This window comes from Criblamydia sequanensis CRIB-18, assembly GCF_000750955.1.
GTDB lineage: Bacteria > Chlamydiota > Chlamydiia > Chlamydiales > Criblamydiaceae > Criblamydia > Criblamydia sequanensis.
The window spans coordinates 124,419-145,041 of the sequence record NZ_CCEJ010000007.1; the positions used below are offsets into that span (position 1 = coordinate 124,419).

14 protein-coding genes are annotated in these 20,623 nt (G+C 38.4%); 6 read left to right on the top strand and 8 right to left on the bottom strand.

Annotated elements, in window-relative coordinates; all coding sequences use genetic code 11:
- Nucleotides 1–302: 302 nt before the first annotated feature.
- The 5 genes from CSEC_RS07635 to CSEC_RS07655 all read right to left on the bottom strand — a co-directional run bounded on the left by CSEC_RS07635 (nucleotide 303) and on the right by CSEC_RS07655 (nucleotide 7,419).
- Nucleotides 303–1,838 (bottom strand): ABC transporter permease, encoded by a 1,536-nt coding sequence (locus CSEC_RS07635; protein WP_041017860.1) that lies wholly within the window; start codon nucleotides 1,836–1,838, stop codon nucleotides 303–305.
- A 10-nt stretch (nucleotides 1,839–1,848) separates the two neighbouring features.
- Nucleotides 1,849–3,342: an ABC transporter permease gene (locus CSEC_RS07640; RefSeq protein ID WP_041017861.1), complete on the bottom strand. Its 1,494-nt coding sequence runs from the start codon at nucleotides 3,340–3,342 to the stop codon at nucleotides 1,849–1,851.
- Between the two features lie 10 nt (nucleotides 3,343–3,352).
- A complete protein-coding gene (locus CSEC_RS07645; RefSeq protein WP_237559221.1) occupies nucleotides 3,353–5,443 on the bottom strand; it encodes an ABC transporter substrate-binding protein in 2,091 nt (696 codons plus the stop codon).
- A gap of 166 nt (nucleotides 5,444–5,609) precedes the next feature.
- Nucleotides 5,610–6,299 carry a sulfite exporter TauE/SafE family protein gene (locus CSEC_RS07650; RefSeq protein ID WP_041017862.1) on the bottom strand — a complete coding sequence of 230 codons (690 nt, stop codon included), beginning with the start codon at nucleotides 6,297–6,299 and terminating at the stop codon, nucleotides 5,610–5,612.
- A 268-nt stretch (nucleotides 6,300–6,567) separates the two neighbouring features.
- A complete protein-coding gene (locus tag CSEC_RS07655; RefSeq protein WP_041017863.1) occupies nucleotides 6,568–7,419 on the bottom strand; it encodes a substrate-binding periplasmic protein in 852 nt (283 codons plus the stop codon).
- 322 nt (nucleotides 7,420–7,741) lie between these two features.
- Between CSEC_RS07655 and CSEC_RS07660 the strand changes: the two genes are divergently transcribed.
- Nucleotides 7,742–8,854, top strand: a complete 1,113-nt coding sequence (locus tag CSEC_RS07660; protein ID WP_041017864.1) for an alpha/beta hydrolase family protein — start codon at nucleotides 7,742–7,744, stop codon at nucleotides 8,852–8,854.
- Between the two features lie 153 nt (nucleotides 8,855–9,007).
- Nucleotides 9,008–9,763: a metallophosphoesterase gene (locus CSEC_RS07665; protein WP_041017865.1), complete on the top strand. Its 756-nt coding sequence runs from the start codon at nucleotides 9,008–9,010 to the stop codon at nucleotides 9,761–9,763.
- 234 nt (nucleotides 9,764–9,997) lie between these two features.
- Here CSEC_RS07665 and nrdJ read toward each other — a convergent pair whose 3' ends face one another.
- The 3 genes from nrdJ to CSEC_RS07680 form a co-directional block, all read right to left on the bottom strand.
- Nucleotides 9,998–12,010: a ribonucleoside-triphosphate reductase, adenosylcobalamin-dependent gene (gene nrdJ / locus CSEC_RS07670; RefSeq protein ID WP_041017866.1), complete on the bottom strand. Its 2,013-nt coding sequence runs from the start codon at nucleotides 12,008–12,010 to the stop codon at nucleotides 9,998–10,000.
- 408 nt (nucleotides 12,011–12,418) lie between these two features.
- Nucleotides 12,419–13,426, bottom strand: coding sequence for a hypothetical protein (locus CSEC_RS07675; RefSeq protein ID WP_053331894.1), 1,008 nt, complete (start codon nucleotides 13,424–13,426; stop codon nucleotides 12,419–12,421).
- A gap of 294 nt (nucleotides 13,427–13,720) precedes the next feature.
- The gene (locus CSEC_RS07680; RefSeq protein ID WP_041017867.1) at nucleotides 13,721–14,596 is read right to left on the bottom strand and encodes a hypothetical protein; all 876 of its coding nucleotides are present in this window, start codon (nucleotides 14,594–14,596) and stop codon (nucleotides 13,721–13,723) included.
- A gap of 304 nt (nucleotides 14,597–14,900) precedes the next feature.
- Between CSEC_RS07680 and CSEC_RS07685 the strand changes: the two genes are divergently transcribed.
- The 4 genes from CSEC_RS07685 to trpS all read left to right on the top strand — a co-directional run bounded on the left by CSEC_RS07685 (nucleotide 14,901) and on the right by trpS (nucleotide 20,613).
- On the top strand, nucleotides 14,901–16,544 hold the full coding sequence (locus CSEC_RS07685) for an FAD-dependent thymidylate synthase (protein WP_041017868.1): 1,644 nt from the start codon (nucleotides 14,901–14,903) through the stop codon (nucleotides 16,542–16,544).
- 547 nt (nucleotides 16,545–17,091) lie between these two features.
- Complete coding sequence (locus CSEC_RS07695; RefSeq protein WP_041017870.1) at nucleotides 17,092–18,300, top strand: amino acid permease; 1,209 nt, start codon at nucleotides 17,092–17,094, stop codon at nucleotides 18,298–18,300.
- A gap of 3 nt (nucleotides 18,301–18,303) precedes the next feature.
- On the top strand, nucleotides 18,304–19,527 hold the full coding sequence (locus tag CSEC_RS07700) for an amino acid permease (RefSeq protein WP_237559223.1): 1,224 nt from the start codon (nucleotides 18,304–18,306) through the stop codon (nucleotides 19,525–19,527).
- Nucleotides 19,528–19,536: 9 nt separating this feature from the next.
- Complete coding sequence (gene trpS / locus CSEC_RS07705) at nucleotides 19,537–20,613, top strand: tryptophan--tRNA ligase (protein ID WP_041017872.1); 1,077 nt, start codon at nucleotides 19,537–19,539, stop codon at nucleotides 20,611–20,613.
- Nucleotides 20,614–20,623: the final 10 nt, after the last annotated feature.

A 20,623-nucleotide genomic window follows, 5' to 3' on the forward strand; every position in this document is an offset into this window, starting at 1 on the left:
TTTAAGAGAGCTAAAGGCCTAAAATTATCGACGTCACAGGGAAATCAATCTTCGTCCTTCCGTAAAAAAGCCCCTCAGAGAAAAGCCCAAGGTCGAGACCTGTAATTTTAAGGTGTTTTCAGCAACCCAAAGGGTCTGTAATATGAAAAGTGAGAAAAGAAATTCCAATTATTGCCTCAAGGCTCTGCTTTTCCAGGGATAGATAATGATGTTGTCCGCAGGGGAACTTTTTAAAAAGGAAGCTGAATACCTTAAGAATTAGAAGCCCTTTTTCTTAAATACTTCCTTAAAAAAAGGGGAATTTATCGAAGAAGCTTAGGGTCAAGCGTATCTCTAAGGGCATCTCCAATAAGCGCAATTGAAATCAATAAAATGGTCAAAAGAATGGCTGGAGGCCACAAAAGATAGCTTTCTCCCGGAAACGCGGACCTACCCTCGTCCATAAGAACTCCCCAAGAAGAGGAGCCTTCCTCCCCAAGCCCGAGAAATGAAAGACCGGCCTCGCTTGTAATAGCCCCCATGACAGCAAAAGGGAGAAGCGTAAGCACCGGGGGGATGGCATTCGGCAGAATATGGGAAAAAATGATTCTCGAATTAGAAAGCCCGATCACTTTACAGGCTTCCACATAGGACAGGTTTCTTTGTTTAAAAAATTCGGCTCTAATATAGCGGCTTATGCTCGTCCAGCCAAAAAAACCGATGACTAAAATAATTAAAAAAATAGATTTACTTTGCAAGATGGCCACAATCATTAGAAGCATAAAAAAGGCAGGCATAGCTTCCCAAACTTCAATAAGGCGGCTTACCACTATATCAAATTTACCGCCGAAATAACCTGCAAGGCCTCCTATAGGTATTCCTATGATTAAAGATAAAATAGCAGCTGATACCCCAACCACTAAAGAAACACGAATCCCGAAAATAAGAGCTGAGAGGAGATCCTTTCGATTGATGCGGGTAAGTTTTGTCCAGTGGATGATTTGGTTTAAATATTGATTGCCTCCTGCATTATCTTCCCAATGAAAAGTTGAGAAAAGAGGCATGAGAATAAAGGATATTTTTTCTTTCTCTTGTCTTAGCCATCTTTCTCGGCCGGTTAAGTACTTTAGTTGTATATTTGCCTGTTCGCCAAGCGGTCCATTTTTTTTATTTTCTAAAATTTTTAGATAATCGCGCTTTAGTTTTTCAACTTGTTGTTTTGTTTGCTCCCAAATAGAGGGAAAGCTTTTTTCTATGTCTTTTTTTAAGGAACTAACGCTATCCATTTGCTGCTTTTTTATAATTGCAAAATAGGCAGGCTTATAAACTTCTAAATCGTTTTGTCTTTTTTCACTTAAATATTCAGCGAGGACAAGTAAAAGTTTCTTATAGTCGTTCATATAAGCCAATTCAAAATTCCAATCTTGGTCCAAATGTTTATCAAAAGCTTGTTTTTTCTTGATTGAAAGTTCTTTATCGCTTGCGGGATCGCTTACGGCATTATTAAAGATAAAAAGAAAAAGGATGAGTTGTACAAAGCCAAGTATTAAAATAGCCAAAAATCTTAGCTTTGTGTGCTTTTTAAACAAAAAGAAAGAAAGGAGAGATAGGGGAAGTGTAAACATCAGCAAGTTAAAAAAAAGATCGATCGCTTTCGTGTAGAAGCCCGGAAAAAAAAGATGGCGAAAAAGAGGAAAATACCATTGGCCATCATATTTTATTGCAATCGGAAGACTTGATGCAAAAAATGGAGCGTAGGTCCCGACAAAAAAGAAAAGTATAAAAACCGATAAACCAATCATTCCGAGAGTATGTTTTCGATAACGTTTCCAGGCTCGTTCAGTATAGGAATCTTGCATAAACTCTTCTTTACTCCAAAGTTACGCGTGGATCTAATATGGTATAGGAAATGTCAGCAAATAGGTAACCTAGCAAAGTTAAAAGGGAGCCTGCAAGGGTTGAAAACATGATCACATTGTAGTCTCGGTTAATAATCGCATCATAAAAAAACTTTCCGAAGCCATCGATTTCAAATAACGTTTCAACGATAAGCGAGCCGCCTAAAATGACTCCGAGCGAGCCTGCAATGGCGGTTACAAGGGTAATACTGGCATTTCGGCCAATGTGTTTTGTGGCAATGTCAAAAGAGCTTGCTCCTTTAGCTTTTGCGGTTCTCACATAATCATGCCGCATCACTTCTAAAAAGGCAGTTCTTGCAAAGCGTGCTTGAGCTGCTAACCCGCCATATAAAATTGCAACAAGAGGAAGGGCAATATGTTTTAAGACATCTGTCAGCCTTTCAAAAGAAGACAGGTTATTGTAAATACTTTCTTTGCTTGTAAAGCCGCTTAAAGGAATGGGTATATCGGTAAAAGGAAAATGCCCGTTCAAAGCTACTTTTTCAATAAGGAAAGGAGCTACAACAAAGATTGGAGTGGCATAAAGAATAAGAAAAAGAAGGCTTAATCCATTATCCAAAAATTCGTTTTGATAACTTGCCATCACATACCCAAAAATAATACAGAGAAAAAAAGTGGCTATCATCGGAAGGATGGATAGAGTTAATGAGTATTTAAATCTTCTTGATACCTCATCAATCACTTTTTTATTAGGATCGTTCCTAATAGATCCAAAATTCAGGGTTAGAACTCTTGAGAAATAACGATAGAATCTTGTTTCGGTAAAAAAAATCTTAAGTTTTGTTTTAAAGTTAGGCTCAATATAAAAATCACTTTTATTCTCTTCAAACCATTTTCCGAGGGCTTCATTTTTTTTAGCAAATTCTTGAGGGGTTTCATTTCTTTTAGGGGCCAATTCTCTTAAAATAGTATTTCCCTTGGAAATTCTTTGGTTTTGAGCTCGCTCCATTTCACCTAAATCTCCTCCTATAGTGACAACTCTTGTCCCGCCGCGGATAAAGAATTGAGAAGCTAATTGACGGATAGCAAAACTTTCACTTTTGTCATCCATAATGCTTTTAAGCTTCGGCATAAGATAGCGCGACATATCTCCAAGGAGAATTCGTTTTTGATTATATTCCTTAAAAGTGAGAGCCGACTTATCAGGGTCGTCTAAAAAGGAATTTAATTCATTGAGTTCTTTTAAAATCCAATTTATTGAAGTTTCCGGCCATATATTGTAAATGATAGGGAGTGTTAAACCGTAAAACTCTCTAAATTGCTGGTATCTGTCATCTGTTGATGCCGCGCTTTGCCCTTCTTGTCTTTTAGCCCCATCTGCTGACACTTCAGTGACAGTCACCGGATCCCCGGGGGCTAAATTAATGATAAAAAAGTTTATCAAAATAATAAAAAAAAGGGTGATCGGAAGAAGAAAAAGCCGCCTTAAAAGATAATTCCACATAGGCCATCTCTCAATTTGACTGATTTTTTTTGGTTGTAAAGAATAGCGCGGAATTCGGCTCCGCAACTTCAGCACCCGGGATTAAATCCTGACGCTTCAAGGGAAGGAACACATTATGAATCCAATTTCTATAAAGAAGAGAAATTTCCGGAGTATAGAGGAAAGTATAGGGCTGCTCTTCGTGAATAAGACGATCAAACTGATGATAGAGCTCAATTCTTTTTTCTAAATTATATTCATATTCGAGTCTTTCTATGATGCGATCAGCGTCCTTATTTGAAAATCCGATAGCATTTGAGGACCCGGGCTTTTTAGCTTCCGAAGAGTGCCAAAGCTGTCTTGGATCTTCAGGAGGAGTAGCTAAGCCCCACGCAAGAAAAAGAGCATCGAAGCTTTTTTCATCTATACTAGAAGATAGATCCGTTAAGTCCACCCCATTTAATTTGCAGTCAATTCCTATTTCTTTAAGTTGTGTCGCAATAGATTCGCAAGTGGCCTTAGTAGTTGGGTTTTTAACGAAATAGGTGAGGGAAAATCGAAAAGGGACTCTCTTGCCATCGATTTCACCTTCCAAGATCCCATCACCATCTAGGTCCGCAAAGCCTTCCTGCTCTAAAATTCTTTTTGCCAAGAGCGGGTCATAGGGCCATGGAGAGATATTAGGGTCTGTAGATGGGCTAAAAACAAAGAAAGTGCCGTGTATTTCAACTGCTTTACCCCCTAAAATCTCGTCAATGATGCGCCTTCTATCTATGGCAATCGTTAAGGCTTGACGGATAGTTTTTGATTTAAAAAGAGGATTTTTCTGATTCCAACCCACCCACGTGAAAGAGCGTTGAAAGTAGCTTAATCGATTTACAAACTCATCATTTTCTTTTTGATTTTTATATAAAGGGCTTTCTAAAAAATCCTGAAATTCTTTTTCTTGGCTAGGAAGTAAATTATAGGTGTCTAGAGACCCTCTTTTAAACTCTTGCCAAATGGTATCGGGTGAATTTTTAAAAAAGACTTCTGTTCGATTAGCCAAAGCCCCATGAGGGTCAAAGAAATTGGGATTTCGTTTAAAGGAAATGGATCTTTCTGTAAAGCCATCAAAGGTCCAAGCGCCGCAGCTTGGAATGACGTTTTTCGCAAAGTGCTGAGAAAAGTTTTGCGCCCAAAGAGAACTGTTACGATAGGTATTCTTATCTTGATCATCCTCCACAATTTTTTTTCCATCGGCAAAATATTTAAAAACAAAAGAAGCAAGGGGTCTTAGGGCTGCTGTCCATTTTCTTGCTATATAGCGAATAATAAGCTGATCATCGCTTGTTTTTATGGTCTTCCATCTTACGACAAAAGTCAGGTCATCTATTATTTCAAAATCTACAATGTCGTCGATATAGGTTCGAATAGCTACAGCGCCCGGCTCTTGAACAAAAGGGTTCATGACTGCATCGAAGAAAAATTTATAATCCTCGGAGGTTACCGGATAGCGTTTTAAGAAATGTTCAGACAACTTAAAACCTTCCGGAAAAAATCTCTTTTCAAGAGGTTCCCAAAAGATATCCTCCCTTAAATGGACCCAAAATTCAGGCTTGCCTTCTTTATTTGTCCGCTCTTCAATTTTTAATGCCCCATAAGGGGCCATTTGTTCATACTTGCCAATGTGCGTTTTTGCAAGATAGATGCCGCAAAGAGAGAGCCAACTGCTAATTTCGGCAAAATTACTAAAGGGGTGAAGCGTGTCTGGTTTTCCATAAGTGGCGCTATAAAAGGTACCGTTTGGCGAAAAATTTTCACCTAAAATATCCACATATCGGTCTTCAAAAGGATCGACTTCAAGCATGTTTGGAAGTGAAGGGTCGATATGAGGCCTTAAAGTTACATTTTTGGCATGAGACGAAGATGATTTTAAGGAAGTGTCTTTATTTTCTTGGATTTTTACGCCTTCCGATAGAGTGCGGAGTTCTTTTTTAAACCCTTGTATTTCATTTTTTATCGCAATTAAGTCTTCTTCAACAAGGTTTGAAGACCAGTAGAGCATGAGAAGGAGGAAAAAAATTCCGATGCCTAATGCTAATTTTAAAAGTGTTATAGGCCAAGATTCTTGTTTGATCATTATAAAATAAACCTTTTAATGTACCTTTCTTCCGCTTCTTATGCTCTCAAACTTTAGCAATAAAAGCGTCAAAAATCCTCAATTTTTTAAGGACCCTTAAGTTTGAAGAAAGTCTACTGAAAAAGTGAATAGCTTGAAAATCATTTTATGAATTGAAAAAGCCTTTCTAAAAAAGAACAAAGTGAATGCCATTGAAAAGGGGGACTTCAAAACTAAGATGGGAAATCAAGTTTAGTTCTGCAAAACCCCTTAAAAGCACTAAAAAACAAGCGAAAAATGCCGAATAGGCAAAAAAATCCGAGAAATAATTTTTTGATTGAAGTCTTCTTTGCAGATGCAAAGCAGCAAATAAAGAGGGCGAGGTCAGAAGCGCAAATAGAAAGCTGTTCAAAGCTCCCAAAAGCGGGTCTTCAAGCAGAGCTGAAATAGAAAAGACGTAAAGCGACTGGCCGCATGGCAAAAGGGGTGTGGCAAGACCAAAAAAGAAGGTGGTTTCTGGTCTATCTTTTAGAAGAAGCAAGGCAAGTCTTTGGCTTGTTTTGCTTAGCAGTCTTGCAAAAGAGTCGGGCAGGACCTTTTTTTTCGCATTCAGGCTAAGAAAGCCTAAACCTGCGAATAGAGCGGCGAAAAAAAAACTTAAAAGGGCGCTCCCATTAAATCCTTCAAAGACAAATTTTAAAACGATGCCAAGGCTGCCTGAAAGGAGTCCAAAAAAAGAAAAGGCAGTAAGCCTGCCAATAAAATAAAACATCCGATAGCGGTGTTTAGCCAGCATCATGACTAAAGGTCCGCACATGCCAAAGCAGTGGAGATTGCCGAAAAGGTAGACCGGCAGCATAGAGAAAAGAATTGCCATAAGCCTCTATTTTTTTAGACGTAATTCCTGCATTTTTTGATGATCGATGGCGCATCTTCCGGACTTACGGCTAAAGCATATAAAGGTTACCCCGGTTAAGATAGACGAAAAAAGAATAAAAATAAAAAGAGCGGCGAAAGTAAATAGAGAAATTCTTTTTTTTAAAAACAAACAAAACCGCCTTTATACGTAATTTTGTCCGTCATTAAAAAAGTTCCCTCTTTTTTTGACAAGAGGTTAGAGGCATCTTCAAAGTTTTTTGATAAGATTAGGGGACAACATCTAAGTTTATGGATTCTTCAAGGGTGATCGGGTTTGAAAGACCCCATTTTTTTAAGAGCGCATCATAGATGCCGCTTGCTTTAGCTTCCTTTAATCCTTTATTGAATTCGGTAATTAAAAATTGGTTGGATTCATTTTTTGGAGCTACAATCCGCAAGCCCTCATCGGTCAAAGGAGTAGTTATGATATTGTATTTTCCGGAAGAGAAAAGTTGCGAATAGGTATTGGCTTGAAGGTAAGGGATCATAATGGCATCAATCCGCCCCCTTTCAAGATCATCAAAAGCAATTGTCAGAGTGTCATAGGGCTGCATCAAAATGCCAAGGGGTTCGAAATAAAAGGCATCGAGAGAATTTCGTCTTACTCCTATTACTTTCGTTTTAATCTCTTCAAGGGAAATCGGGCTTTTGAGATTTTTAGAGACTAGGACCGGCCCAACTTCGTAAAATGAGGAGGAAAGCAAGTACTTCTGTCTATATGAAGCAAGAGGAGAGATAAGTGTCACGATGGCATCATAATCTCCTCTTTCCAATTTTTCAAAAAGGGCATTTTGCGGGATCGAAATTAATTGAATCCGGATGTTTTGTTTTCTTGCGATTTCATAAAAAAGATCGCTTGCGAAAGCCACAAAGCTTTTATCCCTTCCCATAAGATTAAGAGGATAAAAAATAGGGTCATGAGCGATTAAAAAAACTTTTTTGGAAAAGGAATTTTTTTTAATCTTTGTTTCGCAAAAATTGAAATAAAGCCCCAAAAAAATTAAGAGAAAGAGGGTCGAAATCTTTCCTGTTTTCGTTGAAAAAAAAATTTTTAATTTATCGATTAAACCTTCAAACATAACTAAGAGTTTCGAGCGTAGCCCATCTGTTAACCTAATTTAGAACATCGAGTAATTTTTAGCTTTCAAAGGTAGTATAAATGTCAGCACTATTATAATGAAGTGAATTCAAAATGAGGAAAATAAAGGGACTTAACGATTTCCCTAAATCTACTTTCTTATAAGAAAAATTTTATTTTCTTACGACTTTTTTTAAAGGTGAACTTATAAACCGTATTATCTTATTAAATTATATAAAAACAACCGAATTAATAATTTATTGTTAAGAAAATGTTACTCTGGTATATTACTTTATTTATAATAATTTATTTAAGTGTATATTATGATTGTTCAAGACAGAAAAGAGACTCTCTTTACGGCTAAAATGCCAGAAAATATACCGGAACACCTAAATGTAAGCCTGACTCGTCGAATTGTTACTGTTGCTTTAGCAGTTTTTACTCTCGGTGTATCTCTTCTAATTCAAAAAGGGCTTGAATACTTAGCAAAAAGATCCTTTATGATGGCAGCTTATGTATCGGAGAAGACTAAAAATGAGCTGCATAACCAAAGAACTGCCTTTTTAGAGACTTACCCGCAAGCTAAAGAAGTGTTCTTTAATACTTTCGATGGCGCCAAAATAAATGGGATTCAAATAAATCCTCAGGGAAAAGACCCGTTAAGAGATAAGTCTCAAGAAACAGCAATCATCTTCTTTTGCGGCATGGGCAGTCTATACGAAAGATACCTAAGCGATGATGCCTTCATCGAGTATGCAAAGCAAACCGAGTCTACTATTCTTTTATTTAATTATAGAAGCGTCCTTAAAAGCGAGGGCAGCCCTTCCTACGGTAAAGATGTTGTAATTGATGGGGATGCAGCCCTTCAATTTTTAATGGATCAAGGTTTTCAAAAGCGAAAGGTCCTTTTACATGGGTATTCGTTAGGGGGTGGAATTAGTGCCCAAGTAGCTCTTATGAATACCGATCCAGCGGACCCCAAAAATTGCCCGCCTTATTTAAATGAAAAGTCTTTTGAGTCATCAGCGAAGGCTGTTGCCGCCTTAAAAGGCGCTTTCCTTGGGACCTTAGTTTATTTGGCTCACTGGAACTTGCCGGCTTATAAGCTTTGGGAAGAGAAAAATAACCAAAGTAAGAAAGCTCTCATTGTTCATAAGGAAGATTATATGATTCCTTATAGAGAAGCTTCTCTTTATAAAACTCTTCGCGGTTACTTAGGCTTTAAAAAAGTAGCCAAAAATGAGGAAAATGAAAAAGCGATTATTATCAAAACACTCGCCCAAGATATTAAGTCAGACCACACAAAAGTCTACTTTGAGACCTATAAGCTTGATGCGGCAAAACCTGAAATCACAACTCACTGTTCGATGCTGTTCCAAGGCCAAGAGGCTATAAAGCGGATTAGTGATATCGCCCTAGAGTTATTCGAAGAATAGAAATCTTATTAGTCGCGGGATCTGATTTCCAAGAAACAACCCGCGGCTTTAAATCCCGGCTAGAATCAACAATTTTTTAGTTTTTCTCATCAAAAGCTTTATGCTACTCTTTTAATTAAAACCTGAAATCACAAAACAAAAAAGCGAAACTAAATGCCTGTATTTGCACTAGCGGATTTACATTTATCTTTTGGCGTTCCCAATAAAAAAATGGATATTTTCGGTGAGCGTTGGAAGAACCATTCCGAGCAAATTGCTGAAAATTGGCTGTCTATCGTTGGAAAAGACGATCTAATCCTCCTTCCCGGGGATATTTCCTGGGCAAAAGAGCCAAAAGATGCGGTTTTAGATTTAAAATTTATAGACTCTTTGCCGGGAACTAAGGTTATGATTAAAGGCAATCATGACTATTGGTGGTCCTCTCTAAAAAAGCTAGAAACCTTATTACCCCCTTCAATTCATCTCATCCAAAATACTGCGTTTAACTGGAAGGATATTTCAGTTGCGGGATCAAGGCTTTGGGATACCTATGAATTTAATTTTGATGGCTGCATTGATTATACTCCAAACGATGCCCTTTCTCATTTGATGGCAAAAGAAGAAGATAAAGATCAGGACGAAAAAATTTTCTTAAGGGAGATGCAAAGACTTGAAACAAGCTTAAAGCAGCTTTCTTCAAAAGCAAAACATCGAATTGCCATGACCCATTACCCGCCAATTGGCGTGGATCTTAAAGCTAGCCGAGTCTCTCTTTTACTTGAAAAATATAAAGTTGAAACGTGTGTCTTTGGTCATATTCACAGCATGAAAGAAAACTTAAATCCTTTTTTTGGAGAAAAAAATGGGGTTCGCTATCTTTTTGCCGCGGGTGATTTTATACATTTTAAGCCCATTTTAGTTCTTCCTTAGGATTTAAAAAAAAGGTTAAAACCCCTAAGGGCTTTAACCTTCATCTCTAACACTTGGAATAATAGACTTCTTTCGAAATTCCATTCGATTGTTAAATGGGTTCTTTTTGGCATCTTTTCCGCTAAATTTCTCGACCATATGTATGCATATGGCCTCAAAATTTATCAAAAAATTTGTCCCAAAACAACTCCCTTTTCCAATCAAAGCGAATTTCGAAAGAAGTCTAAAGACTTCTTACCGGATAGGGCAAGCTCCTGTGAGACACTCTTCTGCTAGTTCCTCATCGCTAAACTCCAATCCTTCATAATTGATCGGAAGAAGTTTTGCGACATATTCTTCATATTCTTCTTTAGTGACCACTTCTTGAGGCAAATAAGCGTAACCTAAATCTTCCGCTTTTTTAGTAGGGTCGTTTCTAAAAATAAAGGATACCCCGACGTAACAATCCCAATGCTCCAGGAACCAATCGATAATTTCCGGAATTTCTGAAGGATCGTAAGAAATGGTATTGGAAACATTTTGCTCGCACCAAGTATCCATAAGAGTACGATACCACTCTAACTGGTTTACAGCAGAATCAGTGTTGACTTCAACTTCTTCAATTTTTCCATTTTTACGAGCCACTGTTTTTCTTGTGAAAGGAACACTTTCATATTTAATTGGAAACTTCACAATAACAGACTCCGGCTCGAACGGTTTTTCAATAATGCTATAGTTTGCCTTTTTGAAACGTTCCACTAAAGGATCGTGCTTTGAGTAAGTGATATTGTTAAAAATGTATCGGCCTAGAGGAATGTGGGTTCCTTCCGGCACTTCTCCCCATTCTTCTGTACCCATTATTTTGCTGATGGTGCCGCTTGGCTTAACGCATGTGACGTTTTTCGGAAGAGGGGCATTCAATTCATTGGCCATGCTGTAAGCTGCGCTCACTGCGATATTTCGCATTCTTTTGAAGTCATAGCGTGTTAAATCAGGCCTTGCTCGAATTCCTGTAAGACCAACGCCGCAAAGGTGGAGAAAGTCATTATTTAAATGCCAAGCTTCTTGAAGGATTTCATCCCTTAAATTGACCATGGTTTGGCGATAATTCATTCTCGCTGCAAGACGAAGGGCATTTTCTAAGCCTACTTTGTCGCCTTTAAAAGCTAAAACGTTAATTTCTGTCAGGTTGCAGAAGCTTTTATTTCCAAGAAGGATTTCAACGCAAGGGTTGCAGCCTCTAAACCAGGGAGCTCTTCTCTCGGCTTCTGTGGCATTGATAAAGCCGGGTTCCGACCCGCCGGAATCTAACATTAACTGGAAGATACGCTCAAGTTCAGCTCTTGTTGGTTTGCTATAAAAAAGAAGACTGTTGTTAGACTGCTGTCTATGAGACTTATCATTTAACCACCACTCTTTTTTAGCTAAAGCAAAATCATCCCACTCTGGTTGTCCGTATTCAAAAAGAGCGATTTGCGCAGATCTTCTGCTTGAAAGAATGGTTCCAAGCCAGTTAACGATGTCTAAAATATCCATTCGAGTCAGAAGCTGATCGGCTCTATTAGATAGAATTTCAGCGATGGCTTTAAAGGCTTTGGCAATTTGCTCATCACCGGATGAAATCCAGCCATAGCCTTTAAGGCGAGTTCCGGCCGGCCGGATTTCAGAAAAATCAAGGACAAGAGTTCTTGCAGGAAATTTTCCAGCGACTAGTTTTCCAATAGCTTTAGCCCAAGCGATTGCTGAATCGCCGACTTTAACTGTCCAAGTTCTAGTTTCAGGATCATATGTTTCTACGTTATGAGGGATGCCGCCTTTTTCTGTTCTATTGGATCGAATGACTCGAATCTCATGAAGCGGGCAGCGAAAGCCATTGAGGGTCCCGGTAATCGGTCTAAAGCCAACTCCGCAGCCTTGTAAAAGAAGCCAAAGCACATCGACAAGATCATATACTGTTTCAACATGTGTAAAAGAGCAGTTAAACATGCAAGATTCTCTTTTTCGGCTAAGCTCTGTTCCGCCAAGCCAAAGAGTTCTTCCGGCAGGAGCAATATAGCGGCCTAAAATAAGCTGGCGGCATTCTTCCAGTTCATGCTCTTCTCTTTCAATCAAAGATCTGCCAAGGGCTCTTTCCCATAGCCATCTTTGGTGTTGTATCACTCTTTCTACAACCTGATTCCAGCTTTCGAGCCTATCATCGCCTTCTTTAACAGGACGATGGTAAGTGCGAAGCGAAGTTGCTAAGGCACGTGCTGTAGGCTTTGTCATGATCCCTCTCTTCTCTTATGACAGACTGTTTAAGTCTATATGGCTTTTAATAAAGCAAATTTTTAGAAAATGTTTTAGATTTTTTCTCAAAACTTTTAAGTCTTAAGATTTTCTTTTTAAACACAAGATATGGTATTTCAATTTTTTTACCGGTACAACATATTGTGTTTTAAGCCATAGTTGTATCTTTTTTGTCCGATAAAAGTCAAGATGCAGAATTCTTTTGAAAACCAGTTTAAAGGCATTTGAAAAGGGCTTCTTAAGATTCTGGTTTTGAAATAAATAAACTCGATTTATCTATTCATTTAGTTAATTCTTTAGTTATTGAAACTCAAGCTTCAAAAATTATTTAAGGCCGTTATTTTAATAAATGATAAGCAATTTAAGCTTTATGATTTAGAAGTTGGCCTATTTTTGATTGGGTCGATAAACGCTCGTTTCTATTAATTTCGTTAGCTCAAGAACTCCGGGGTCGTTTTTATCTAAGATATTATCAAGAGGTATTGAAGATCGTTTTTTTAACAAACTTTGGATGAGGTGTTCTTCGTTAATTTTTTCTTTTTCATTGAAAAAATCGGCAGTCAACAAAAGCATATCTTGAAAATCCTCTTCTTGCTCAAGCAAAGGAAGGGTCGATTTTAATAGTTTTAAAAAGATTTCCTCGTCTTCTTCTTGGATCAGTTCGGAAAGAAGTTCAAGATTAAACTCAAGATCCTCATCATCTTCTGCTTGATCTATAAGATAGTTAAGAATTGGTTTCGCAGCCGTTGGATCTATGCCGAAAAGAAGGCGGGCATGAAGAAGTTGAAACCATTTCTTGTCAGACACATAATACTGGAAACTTTCCAAAAGGTCTTGAGCATAGGAGTAATTGTCGTTTTCAATTTGCTCCAAAATAAAATCAAAAAGAAAAGCTTCAATATCATTCGCGGAGCCGTAATTAATAAGATTAAGAACAGACTCGGGGTCTGCCCCTTCATCGCTATTTTCTTCCAAAATAACTTGAAGGTTTGAAAGTGCGTCTTGTATATCTTCGGCCGATTTGGCAAGTCCATGGTCATAAAGATAAATCTGGTGGTCCAATTCATCGCAAAAAATGCTAAGGCAAGGCTTATCTTTCTGAAGCCTTCTCCATAATTCGAATGTGATAAGATAGACCTGATCTTCCTCTTTTGCGCTTACACCCTCTTCATCTATTAAGTGAGTCGTTAATTCTTCCGGGGTGTCAAAATTTTCAGAAAGAGAGGTAAAGGAATCTTTATCTAGGCTAAATCCATTTTGTCGAAGACGGCTAAAAAGAAGAGGCAGGGACATATCACGGTAATTTTCTACCTGCCAAGGCTCTACTTCGATCGTAGGATCGTTTAGCCAATTCATACGTAATGCATTGTAAAGAGCTCTTCGGTCTATATCCATGCCTAAACTTTAACTTCCCTAATTTAATTTTTTTTGGCTTAAGGTTCACGAAAACGGGTGCTTTTACCTTGTTTAGCGAAGCTCCCTAAGCAAAAAGAGTTTTTTTTAATCCGCCAGTATAACAAAGTTATGGTTTAAAGATAAAAGAGAAAATCCTATTTTTTAGCTATTGCAAAGAAGCAAAAGAAAACCTAATGAGAGTTCGGTCAGAGGGGGAAATAATGTTACTCTCTTTTAATAAGTTAATTGTAGCAAAAAACGTAATTTGTTAAAACTAACCTTAAAAAAAATGGTTTAAATGCTTGGATAAGCTTCAGTAATAAGAAATCCCCGAAGGTCTTTTTCCTTCAATTCTTCCATAAAACGGACGAGCTCCTTTTCATTTAATCGGGACGCAAGACGGATTTCATCATCTCTTAACCTATAAATCACCGCGTTAGCCTTCTCTTCGGACTTAAAAAATTGCTTTAGGCGAAATAAAGCGTTAGAAAACTTGCGTCTTTTAAGGAAAAGTTTAAACAGTAAAAAAAGAAAAAAAAGAAAGGGGATGGCTTTTAGGTAAAGTGAAAGGGAAATGTAAGCGTATTCTGAGGAGAAAAAAGCCAAAACATCAAATGTAATGGTTAATAAAAGCAAGATTCCGAGAGTTGCGCTTTCTTTTTGGGAGCTGAAAATAGGGCCAAAGTTTCTTCGGAAAGAGGAATTCGAGGATCTCCATGCCAGCATTTCCTCAAATTCCGGCTCATCAAATTCCATGCGTCCGATATGGGACAGTTCATGTAAAACTAGCTCTTTTCGGCTGTACCCTAGATAACTTGTTTGCTCTTTCAATTTTTTTCGAAGCTGAATAAAGGCAGAGTCAGGCGATTCCTCTTTTAATTGAAAAATTAGGGAAAAGGCTCCATCCCAAGGGAAAAGAGAATGATTGCTGAAGAAAATAGGCACCCAAGCAGGGTGCATTCCATAAAGAAATTGAGAAGAGAGAGCAGTCTCTTCGATTAATTTGTTTTCAAGCGGATCAAAAGGAGGGAGTTCAGGTAAATGATCGCGTATACTAAGACAAAATTCCGCTCTTTTTGAAAAACCCGTAAAATTTTCATTGGGACCCGGAATTAATCCGGCTTCATTCCATTTTAATAAGTTTTCGATGTCTTCTTTTGATAAATTCATTTTTTTGAAACCATTGGCCTTCTTAAGGTTAGGTTTGTAATAAAGTTTGGAAGCGACTGATAAGTAAAAATTTAAGATTAAAAAAAACCCAATAAATAGACCCGCAAAGATTTAAAGCCGAAGTTTAAATTTTCTTGCATATGCAAAAGAAAATATGGCAACCTTAAAGGCCCGGATCCAATTAAATTAACAAGCTTTGAAGATACAAAGCAAGAAGACGGTTGATTAAATTAAGATCCAACGGAAAAACAAAAGACATTTTTTTCACTTAACTTTGCTTAAGACCTAATGTAAAAGGGCCCCCATGCTTCTTGATGATTATGAAAATTTTACCGAAGCGCAAAAGAAATTACTTGAGCGCTATGTAACAAATACTCAAGGACACATCTTCGCCTTAAGGAATCTTCCGGAAGTTATAAAGGGCGCCCTTTTTTCGCGTTACTCAAGATCAAATTTGGGGCTTCGCTCCCTTCTCTTAAAAGAATTTATCTCAAATAGCGATGAATCCGGCTTTAATGAAATCGCGGGATTTAAAGAAGCGGATGAAGCCTTTCAAGTCGAGCAAGCAGAAGCTATTAAAAAAGCTCAAAATTTCTATGACCGGATTTTGGATGGCTATGGCGATGATTCAATAGGCGAGCTAGGCGGTGCCCATCTTGCGATTGAAAATATTTCGATGTTAGCCGCCAAAATGATAGAAGATAGCCGCATTGGCGGCTCTCCTTTAGAGAAGTCCACACGCTACATTTATTTCGATCAAAAAGTTAACGGAGACTATCTCTTTTATAGAGAACCTGTCCTAATGACAAGCGCTTTTCGAGACCTTTATATCAATACTTGCAATCAGCTTTTTGATACCTATAGCCGTCTTATTCCTCCCTTGACCGCTATGATCGAGAAAGAAAAACCAAAAGACGCTGAAATATCGAAAACTGCTTATACAGCTGCCTTAAGAGCGAAAGTTCTTGATTGCTTAAGAGGGCTCTTGCCTTCCGGTACTTTAACCAATATGGGCCTTTATGGTAATGGCCGTTTTTTTGAGGGTTTAATCCATAAACTCCACTGCTCAAGCCTGTCTGAGATGCAAGATATGGGGAAAAGAATTTATGAAGAACTTTCTAAAGTCATCCCGTCTTTTGTAAGAAGATCAGCTCTTTCCCACCATACTCACAAAGCCTACGAAAGACACTTTCATAAGATGAAAGAAGAGCTAGAGCATGTGTCCAAAGAGCACGCTCCCTTAGTGTCATCGTCAACAGAAAGCGGGGTAAAGCTTGTTTATTCAGATGAAGACGCTGAAAGAAAAGTGGCTGCAGCGCTTCTTTACCCGAATGTCAATAAAGGGATGGAAGAGCTCTTAGAGTATTGTAAAAAATTACCGAAACAAGAAATCGATCGCATTTTGGAAGCTTCTGTTCAAGGCCGCGAAATGCGAAGGCATAAGTCTCCAAGAGCCCTCGAGCATGCGTTTTTTACCTTCGACATTGTAGCTGATTTTGGCGTTTACCGAGACCTTCAAAGGCATCGCCTCCTTACGCAAGAAAAGCAAAAACTAACCTGCGATTACGGCTATTTTGTGCCGATTGAAATTCGTAATACTGAGTGGGAGGCGGAATATTGCAGAGCCATGGATCAAGCAAGCGCAAGCTTTGAGCTGATCGCAAAAGAGTTTCCTGAAGAAGCTCAGTACATCGTTCCAATGGCCTTTAATATTCGCTGGTACTTTCATGTGAACCTAAGAGGGCTTCAGTGGTTGACCGAACTTAGATCTTCGCCAGCTGGCCATCCTAATTACCGCTATATTGCCCAATCCATGGCAAAGCAAGTCATTGAAAAGCACCCTTCCTTTGAGCGTTACTTCCGCTTCCTGGATTACGGAGGCTACGAGCTTGGCCGTATGGGACAAGAAACCAAAAAAGCCGAAAAAATTGGCCTTTTGCAGAAGTAATTGGTCTATCTTTCTTTTATTTAGGAGTTTAGGAACTCTATTTTTAACAATTGAATGGAGTTTTCGAAAGAAGTCTAATATCAGAAAACATCTAGTAAAGAGCCAAACTCTTAAACCAAATAAAACCTGATCGATGATTTGTAAGAAACACCTCTTAAGAACGCTTTGTGAAAGCTACCATCAAAATAATTAATTGATAATGGCATCAGAAAAATGGATAGTTAGTGCCGGACTGGACTTGTTTCCTGTCCAAGAGGGGCTAAATCCTCCATTTTAGATGAGCCTTACAAGTCCTCTTATTCTACTTTGGAAGAATAGGTAGAGTCTCTAATTAAGGGAATGAAAGCTTGGCGAAAAGAAAGGGATAAGAACTTTTTCTTGAATGTTTTATTCAATAAAGATACTCTTTTTTTGGTATTTATTTATGAAAGCAGATCTTTTCACTCCTTTTTTCTTCCGATTCTTTTGGCCATAGGCCATATTCCCCCTTGCCTCTCTCATAATTTCAAAAATTTGTTCATTAAAAGTTTGATAATCGGAAAATAATATGAAAGAAGAATCTAAAGGAAGTTTACTCGGGAGCATCCTCTTAATTTCAGGCTCCTGCATCGGAGCCGGAATGTTAGGGCTGCCTATGATCTCGGCCTTGTCAGGGTTTATTCCTTCAATTTTAATGTTTATCTTTAGTTGGGTCTTTATGACCTTTACAGGACTTCTTCTTTTAGAAGTGGCCTTAAATTTTGATTACGATGTCAATTTAATCACTATGGCCGGAAAAACTCTTGGATATTTCGGCAAGATCGTCAGTTGGGTTTCTTTTGTCTTTCTTTTTTACGCCCTCATGGTGGCCTATACTTCCGGCAGCGGCAAACTCTTTTCCGAATTTGCGCATTCCTTTTTTGGATTTACCTTAAAAGAAAGTTTGGGCAGCGCTCTTTTTGTCCTTTTTTTTGGACTTACCGTTTATATCGGCACGTATGCTGTCGATCTTTTGAATCGATTTTTAATGCTTGGCCTTATCCTTTCTTATTTTCTTTTGGTAGCCTTTGGGCTTTCTTATGTCGATTCCGGCAATCTTTTTTTTAAAGAATGGAAAGTTTCTTTTTTTGCTCTTCCTGTCATGGTGATCTCCTTTGGCTATCATAACTTGATTCCAAGCATTGCGACCTATTTAAAAAGAAATACGAAAAAATTGGTAGCGGCAGTGGTTATTGGCAGTTTCATTCCTTTTCTCGTCTACTTGCTTTGGGAATGGCTAGTTCTTGGGATTATCCCTCTTGAAATCTTCCAGAAAGGCAGTCAGAGAGGGGAGATGGTGACCTCCATGCTGCATGATATCATAGGGTCTAATGTTTTTGTAAGCGTGGCTGAATCCTTTGCTTTTTTTGCCATTGTGACTTCTTTTATTGGGGTGGCTTTAAGTTTTGTGGACTTTCTATCCGATGGACTGCCTTTAAAGAAGACGTGGCTTAATCGCCTTGCGGTTTGTCTTTTAGCCTTAGGGCCGCCTTTTCTCTTTTCGATTATTTATCCGAATTTATTCTTAGCCGCCCTTGAATATGCAGGAGGCTTTGGAGCTGTCATCCTTTTTGGAGTATTGCCCGTCCTAATGGTTTATTCAGGAAGAAAATCTAAGGAGTGGAGAAATATAATTGTACCCGGTGGAAATTTTGTTTTATCGATCGTTTTACTTTTTAGTATTTTTATTTTTTTAATCCAGCTTTATCAAGCTGTCTATAAAGATGTGGGAGCTTAAGCCTTGTTGAATAAAAAAGAACTCATTGGAGGAGTTTTACTCGTTTCCGGAACTACCATAGGCGCCGCCATGCTTGCTTTGCCAACCATAACAGGTCTTGCAGGCTTCTTTCCGTCTATTATTCTTTTTGTTTTTTATTGGATGCTTTTAACTTACTCAGCATTTTTAATGCTTGAAGCCACTCTTTTTATGGGAGGTAAAACTAATATTATCTCTATGGCAAGAAAGACGCTTGGATTTCCAGGAGAGGCTGCCAGCTGGACTTTTTATCTTTTTTTGCTTTATGCGTTAACGACTGCTTATCTAACCGGCAGCTCTCAGATCATGCAAGACATGTTTCAAGCGGTTTTTGGCTTAGATTTGCCGCATTATGCGGGCGTTCTTCCCCTTCTTTTGGTTTTTGGCTACTTTGTCTATCATGGCACAAAAGCGGTTGATTTTGTAAATAGGCTCTTAATGACCGGGCTTGCGATTGCTTATTTTTTAATGATTGTGACTTTATTTCCGGAAGTTAAAACGGACAATTTGAAGCATACCGCCTGGAAATACCTTCTTATTAGCAATTCTGTGATTGCGACCTCTTTTGGCTTTCATATTATTATCCCAACCCTTTCTTGCTACTTAAACCGGGATGTAAAAAAACTTACCTTGTCCTTACTTATCGGCAGCTTTATTCCTCTTATCATTTATATCCTTTGGGTCTTTGTATCGCTTGGCATCATACCGATTGAAGGGGCTTTCGGGATAAAAGAAGGGTATCTTGAAGGGGAAAACGGGGTCCACTTGCTGACAGGGATTCTTGGAAATAACTGGCTTTCCATGATAGCTAGATTCTTTTCATTTTTTGCCATCATCACCTCTTTTCTTGGGGTGTCATTAAGCCTCCAAGACTTTTTGGCGGATGGATTTAAAGTAAAAAAAACACCTTCAGGTAAATCGGTTCTTTTTCTTTTAACTTTTTTACCCCCCTTAATTATTATGTGGCTTAATCCGAGAGCTTTTTTAACAGCTCTTGAATATGCGGGGGCTTTTGGGGTTATGACGCTTTTAGTCCTAATGCCGGCTCTTATGGTTTATAAGGGACGCTATATCGATCATTACAGCGGCGAATATCAAGCTCCCGGCGGAAAATTAAGTTTAATATTAGTGATGATTATCGCAATTGGTTTAATCAGTCTTGAAGTGATTACAAAACTTGGAATTATAAACCTTGCAACTTTAATTTAAGGAATTACTATGTCTTCTAACTCTCATGAAAAAAAACGAATTTTAACAGGAGATAGACCTACCGGAAAGTTGCATCTTGGACACTATGTCGGCTCTTTAAAAAACCGTCTCCGCCTTCAAAAAGAATATGATTGCCATTTTATTATTGCCGACCTTCACACTTTGACAACAAAGCCGGATAAGCCAAGTATTTTGGAGCTTAGGGATAATATTAGAGAAACGGTTTTAGACTACCTAGCTATCGGGATAGACCCTGAAATATCCACGATTTACCTTCAATCAGCGGTTCCTGTCGTTTATGAAATGAATCTTATTTTTGAGATGTTGATTTCTTTAAATCGAATTGCCGGATTGCCAAGCCTTAAAGAAATGGCTCGGAACGCTCATATTGACCCCGAAAGCGTTCCTTTTGGATTGATAGGCTATCCTGTCCTCCAAACCGCAGATATTTTAATGTCAAAAGCGCACCTTGTCCCTGTCGGCAAAGATAATGAAGCCCATATCGAGTTATCAAGAGACATAGCAAGACGCTTTAATCAATATTATGGAGAAGTGTTCCCGCTTCCTGAAGTACTTTTGAGCGATGTACCAACCCTTGTCGGCATAGACAATAAGGGAAAAATGAGTAAATCTCTTGGAAATGCCATCTACCTGTCGGATGATAGCAAGACTGTCGAAAAGAAAGTCAAAAGCATGTACACAGACCCGAATCGTGTTCGTGCCGATATGCCGGGGACAGTAGAGGGTAATCCCGTATTTAGCTACCACGATATTTTCAATACTAATAAAAATGAAGTAGAGGATTTAAAAGCGAGGTATAGAGAAGGGAAAGTCGGGGATGTAGAGGTTAAAGAAAAGCTTAGTCTTGCCATCAACGAATTTTTAGACCCTATCCGGGAAAGAAGGAATTATTTCAGCCAAGAGAAAGGTCTGGTTGAAGAGGTGCTTTATCTTGGAACTAAAAAAATGGAAGAGTTTGCAAATGCCACTTTAAAGGAAATGCGCTCTGCCATGGGACTTTATGGGGCATGGAACAAGATTCAGCGTATCGCAAAAGAAAGGCGAGAAAGGGAAGTTAAAACCTAGAGTAGAGAAG